Annotated in this window: 6 protein-coding genes; all 6 read left to right on the forward strand. The window is 52.2% G+C overall.

Annotated elements, in window-relative coordinates; genetic code table 11:
- Window positions 1-405 (forward strand): ATPase (locus JKK62_RS00095; RefSeq protein WP_207752113.1); only part of this gene is annotated, 405 nt, incomplete at its 5' end.
- A 268-nt stretch (window positions 406-673) separates the two neighbouring features.
- Entirely contained in the window at window positions 674-1081 is a 408-nt protein-coding gene (locus JKK62_RS00100) for a division/cell wall cluster transcriptional repressor MraZ (RefSeq protein ID WP_201426504.1), read from the forward strand.
- A 9-nt stretch (window positions 1082-1090) separates the two neighbouring features.
- Window positions 1091-2014: a 16S rRNA (cytosine(1402)-N(4))-methyltransferase RsmH gene (gene rsmH, locus JKK62_RS00105; protein WP_201426505.1), complete on the forward strand. Its 924-nt coding sequence runs from the start codon at window positions 1091-1093 to the stop codon at window positions 2012-2014.
- 298 nt (window positions 2015-2312) lie between these two features.
- Window positions 2313-2846, forward strand: coding sequence for a hypothetical protein (locus JKK62_RS00110; protein ID WP_201426506.1), 534 nt, complete (start codon window positions 2313-2315; stop codon window positions 2844-2846).
- Between the two features lie 163 nt (window positions 2847-3009).
- A complete protein-coding gene (locus tag JKK62_RS00115; RefSeq protein WP_201426507.1) occupies window positions 3010-5283 on the forward strand; it encodes a penicillin-binding transpeptidase domain-containing protein in 2274 nt (757 codons plus the stop codon).
- 72 nt (window positions 5284-5355) lie between these two features.
- Window positions 5356-6008, forward strand: a 653-nt coding sequence (locus JKK62_RS00120) for an MraY family glycosyltransferase (protein WP_494545952.1), incomplete at its 3' end; no start/stop codon positions are given.

Genomic DNA, 6008 nt, shown 5'->3' on the forward strand with positions numbered 1-6008 from the left:
AGACCGGTACCCCTCTCGGGCGGCAAGGTAATGGTTAACAGCGACGAGGTATTTGAGATTATCGCTCAGATTCAGGACGCTATGCCCGCCGAGGTAAGACAGGCAAAGAACATCGTTGCTGACAGAAAGCAGATTCTCAACGAGGCCAACAGCGAGGCGGAGAACATTATCCGCGCTGCCGAGGAGCGCAAGAAGATCATGCTTAACCAGAACGAGCTTGTCCGCGAGGCGCAGGCTAAGGCTAAGGAGATCGTAGACGACGCCAAGGCTAAGTCCGCCGAGATCCGCAAGGCTGCCAACGTCTATGCCGACGGTATCCTCAAGCGCGCCGAGGAGAGCCTTTCAACCCAGCTCACCGACATCAAAAAGACACGCTCGACACTTGCAAATTCCCAGAAAAAGTAATATCTCTGATACTTTTATAAGGTCTGACGAAATAGTCAGGCCTTTATTTTTTGGCTGATAGCGGGCAAAATCCGGCATTTTGTATGTGTTTTATTACTTGACGGAGTAATTTGGGAATAATAACGAAATTTTTATTAAATTGTAATATCTGCTTGATTTTTGGAGCCTTATAGGTTATAATAGTGATAGTCGGTGTCATTTTGTGTCATTAAGTGACAGTTGAGTGCCGAAATTCGCAAAACGGAGGTGGGCAAACGTGTTTTTGGGTATGTCAAACCATAATATAGACTCCAAGGGCAGGATCGTGTTGCCCGCGAAATTCCGTGAGGAGCTCGGCGAGAGCTTCATTGTCGCGAACGGCTTCAACTCAAAATGCGTTCAGGTGATGTCAAAGACGGAGTACGAGAATATCTCCGCGCGCATCCGCCAGCTTCCCGCGAAGCAGGCGATGGCTATGCAGTACAACTTCACCGTGACCGCCTCGGAAGTGACTCCGAATGCTCAGGGACGGTTCGTGATTCCGCCCGCGCTGCGCAAGATCGCCAAAATCGAGGGCGAGGCGCTTGTGCTGGGAATGGATACCAGAATCGAGATCTGGAGCAAAGAGGTATATGACGAGTTCATGCTGTCGCAGCAGCCCGTGCTTGACGAGGCGCTGGAGAACTTCGTGTTCTAGGAGGGCGTTATGGAATTTTCTCACAAGCCCGTCCTGCTCAACGAGGCGATCGAAGGACTCGCAATAAAAGAGAACGGAATATATGTGGACGGAACAGCAGGCGGAGGCGGCCATTCGAGCGAGATACTCAAGCGCCTCCGCGGCGGTACGCTGATTTCCATCGACCGTGACCCCGACGCGATCCAGACGCTGACGCAGCGATTCTGCAAGAACGAGAATTCGATCGTCGTCAAGGGTAATTTCGGCGATATGCGCGAGATTCTCGCCCAGAGAAAGCTCTACAGGGTCGACGGCGTACTGCTCGATATCGGCGTTTCCTCGCATCAGCTCGACACCGCCGAGCGCGGCTTCTCGTTTCACGAGGACGCGCCGCTGGATATGCGCATGAGCCAGAAGGGCACGACGGCGGCTGAGCTTGTAAACACCCTGCCGTTCGAAGAGCTGCGCAGGATATTGTTTGAGTACGGCGAGGAGAAGTACGCAGGCTCGATCGCGAAGGGAATAATCGCCGCGCGCGAAGAAAAGCCGATCGAAACGACCTTTGAGCTCGCCGAGATAGTCAAGGCAAACGTGCCCCAGAGGGTAAGGCGCGACGGTCACCCCGCGCGCAAGACGTTTCAGGCGATACGCATCGCGGTAAACGACGAGCTGGGCGCATTGAAGCGCGGACTGGAGAACGCGTTTGAGCTTTTGGGCAGCGGCGGAAGGCTCGCTGTAATCACCTTCCACTCGCTCGAGGACAGGATCGTAAAGCAGCAGATGGCGGCGTGGTGTCAGGGCTGTACATGCCCCAAGGACTTCCCGGTTTGCGTCTGCGGAAACACTCCAAAAGCAAAATTAGTCAATAAAAAACCCATTTGTGCAAATGAAACAGAATTGACAGAAAACCCCAGAGCGAGGAGTGCAAAGTTGAGAATATGCGAAAAAATTTAAGTTTTTTCTTCTCAGCTATGGACAAACGCGGTATTTTGGTGTAAAATATAACAAAACTGTAAATAATGTTACAGCTACAACAGCTTGTGATTTACAAAGCTGTTATGACTAAATATCCGTAAAAAACGGCTTCAAACCGTAATTTCGGACAGATTGTGTGTGAATTCCGAAATCAAATTGTTAAAATTTTGAAACTTTTTGATTTATAAGAATTAAATTGCCGTTCGTTTTTCGAGAACCGGCGCAAACGTGTGTTTTATGAAAATTTTGTATAGAGAAAGGCATAAGGTGCAATCCAATGGCATACAACAATAATGCTGCTTATGACTTAACGCTTTTTGACGAGGAAAATACATATTCCTCCGCCGCTCCCAAGCGACGCGAGGAGGAGCCTGTCAGAAAGCCTAAGAAAAAAGCTAAGAATAACGTTGTTGAGTTTTCCGAGGAGGACAAGCTCAAATCAAGACGCCGCAGACATAATCCCTTCAAGATGGTGCTCGGCGGATTGAGCGCGGCGGTAGTCACCGTGATCATCGGTTTTATCATTGTAGGTCAGGTGCAGCTCACCGAGCTTAACCAGCAGATCATTACAGCTCAGGAGACCCTTGAGGACACCCAGAGCATCTACACCCAGAACCAGATGAAGCTTGAAGCGAATCTCTCTAACGCCGAGATCGAGAAGTACGCCGCTTCTCTCGGTATGACCAAAGCCTCCAATGCCCAGAAGGAGTTTATCTCTCTTGAGGGCGGAGATAAAGCGGAGGTAAGCGTTCAGAAAAGTGAGAATATTTTCACCCAGTTTATCGAATCAATTAAAAATCTTTGGTCATAACATTCATTGAAATTAAATATAATGAACTGACAAATCAGAATGAGAGTTAAGACTGCAAATGTCTTGGCTCTTTTCCTTGTTTATAGAGGGCAAACGCAAAATGTCTGATTTCTCTGACATATTGCATGAAACTAATACACGATTGCGGTAGAAGGAGCTTATTTTGGAATATAACAAGAAAAAGTCAACGCCTCCCAAAAAGCGCGCCGACAAGGGACCCAACCAGCGGCTCCGTCAGCGTACGGCGGTCCTGATAATACTCATCCTCGTCGTCGGCTTCGGCGCTACTCTTTTGCGCCTGTCGTTTCTGACGATGGTTCAGGGCAGCGAGCTTCAGGAGAAGGCGGTAAACCAGCAGCTTAGCGACACCGTTTTAACAGCCAAGCGCGGTTCGATTTACGACGCAAAGGGAACCACCCTTGCAGAGAGCGCGTCGGTATGGCAGGTAGTGCTCGCGCCGATAAACTTCACAAACGACGAACAGCGTCAGGCGGCGGCAAAGGGCTTGTCGGAAATTCTCGGTCTTGACTACGAGAACGTTCTCGAAAAGACCAAACAGCAGAATTACTACACTGTCGTTAAGCGCAAAATCGAGGTTGAGCAGCGCGACAAGGTCATCGAGCTTCAGGAAAAGCTCACGAAGGACTACGACTGCGGCGCGGTCATTCAGCTCCTCGACGACTACAAGCGCTATTATCCCAAGGACGACCTCGCGTCCTGCGTAATCGGCTTCACCGGCGCGGACGAACAGGGTCTTGAGGGCGTTGAGTACAAATACGACGACTACCTCTCGGGCACCCCGGGACGAATCGTCACCGCCAAAAATGCCCGCGGCACCAACATGCCCTTCCAGTTTGAGCAGAACGTTGAGAGTCAGGACGGCAACAACATCTACCTCACGATTGACGAGGGCATTCAGAGCATCTGCGAAAAGCACATGGCTCAGGCGATAATCGACAACAACGTACTCAACCGCGGCGTTTGCATTGCGATGGACGTCAACACCGGCGCGATCCTCGCTATGGTCACCGCCAACGGCTACAACTTGAACGACCCGTACACCCTTCCGACCGATACGCAGCTCAAAATCAAGGAGCTGCCCGAGAAGGAGCAGGACGCAGAGGAGAGCAAATCTCTCGCGGCAATGTGGCGTAACAAGTGCGTTGCGGATACATACATGCCCGGTTCGGTATTCAAGATGTGTACCGCTTCAATGGCTCTTGAGGAGGGCAAAATCACCGACAGCTCGCGCTTTACCTGCGGAGGCTACATGCGCGTTGAGGACTACGACATTGGCTGCTCGGTAACCTCGGGTCACGGCACCCAGACCTTCCTCGAATCCTTCTGCCATTCCTGCAACCCTGCCTTTATTCAGATCGGTCAGCTTGTGGGAATAGATAAATTCCGCGACTATTACACCGCCTTCGGCTTCTCTGAGAAGTCGGGCATCGACCTCCCCGGCGAGGCGGACGACAGCTTCTGGCCTGAGGGCGAGATGGGCATGGTCGACCTCGCGGTTGCTTCCTTCGGACAGAACTTCAACATCACTCCGCTCAGCATGATAACCGCCTGCGCGGCTGTCTGCAACGGCGGCTACGTTCTCCAGCCCTACGTTGTTTCGAAAATCACCGATTCTCACGGCAACGTTATCAAGACGATGGAGAAAAAGGTAAAGCGTCAGGTAATCTCGAACGAGACCTCAAAGAAGATGTGCGACATGCTCGCCGCTTACCCCGAGGCAAACGGCGCTTCGGGCGGCTACGTTGCCGGCTACAAGACCGGCGGCAAGACCGGTACCTCCGAGAAAATCGGCGTTGAAAAGAAGCAGAGCTCCTTTGAGAAGGACTACATCTCGTCGTTCTGCGGTATCGCGCCGACCGACGATCCGCAGATCGCGCTGCTTGTTTTCCTCGACACTCCCGACGGCGGTGCGTACTACGGCTCGCAGATTGCGGCGCCTATCTTCATCAATATTATGACGGAGCTGCTTCCGTATCTCGAAATCAAGACGGACTACTCCGACGAGGACCTTGCGTACCTCAACGTCAGCATGGGCGACTACACGACGCTTTCGGTTGACGAGGCGCTCAAGAAGGCTGAGGCTGACGGCTTTATTGCAACGGTTGTCGGTTCCGGCTCAACCGTACTCTCGCAGATACCCGCGGTATCGAATCAGGTTGCGGCAGGTTCCAGCGTTGTTCTCTACACCGAGGGCAACCAGCCCGAAAAGGTTACGGTGCCCAGCTTTATCGGCTGCGCGGCATACGAGGCAAACAGCGTGGCGCTTGAGGCAGGCGTCAACGTCAGCTACAACGGCGCGGTAAGCGCAGGCGGCGTAGCGGTTGCCCAGAGTATAGCGGAGGGTGCGGAGGTAAGCCGAGGCACGGTTATCAGCGTCACCTTTGCCGCCAACACGAGCGAAGGCAACAGCGACTGATTTATTTCGGCATTTGTTCCGGTTATCCCGGTTTACATTGGCATACAAGCGAAAATGAAAGGAACGGTAAATATGTTAGTATACGGAATATGGACGTTTTGCGCGGCTATCGCTGCCTTCCTGATTTCGGCTGTGACGGGAAAGTTTCTGATTCCCTTCCTTCACAAGCTCAACTTCGGGCAGACTATCCTTGAGGACGGTCCCAAGTGGCACAAGAGCAAGCAGGGTACTCCCATTATGGGCGGTATCATGTTTATCATCGCAATCGCAGCGGTTTCGGTCATCAGCACCGTGGTCTATATGCTCACGGGCGCAGGCTTTATTGAAACCTACTTTGCGGACATCAGCCGCGAGGTCACCTTCATCTTCGCGGGACTCGGTCTTGCGCTCGCCAACGGCCTTATCGGCTTTATCGACGACTACACCAAGGTAGTCAAGAAGCGCAACCTCGGTCTTACGGCTATTCAGAAGCTCGTTTTACAGTTCGCTGTCGCGGCGGCTTATCTCGCCACTCTCGGCATCGCCGGCTACGGCACCTCTACCGTAATTCCGTTTGTAGGCTCGGTAGACCTCGGATTCTTCTATTATATTATCGCTGCGGTTGTGATCGTCGGAGTTGTTAACGCGGTCAACCTCACCGACGGCGTCGACGGTTTGGACGGCTCAATCACCTTCTTTGTAGCGGTCAGCTTCATGCTCATCGCCAGCAAGCTTTATTCTCTGGG

This window comes from Ruminococcus difficilis, assembly GCF_016680995.1.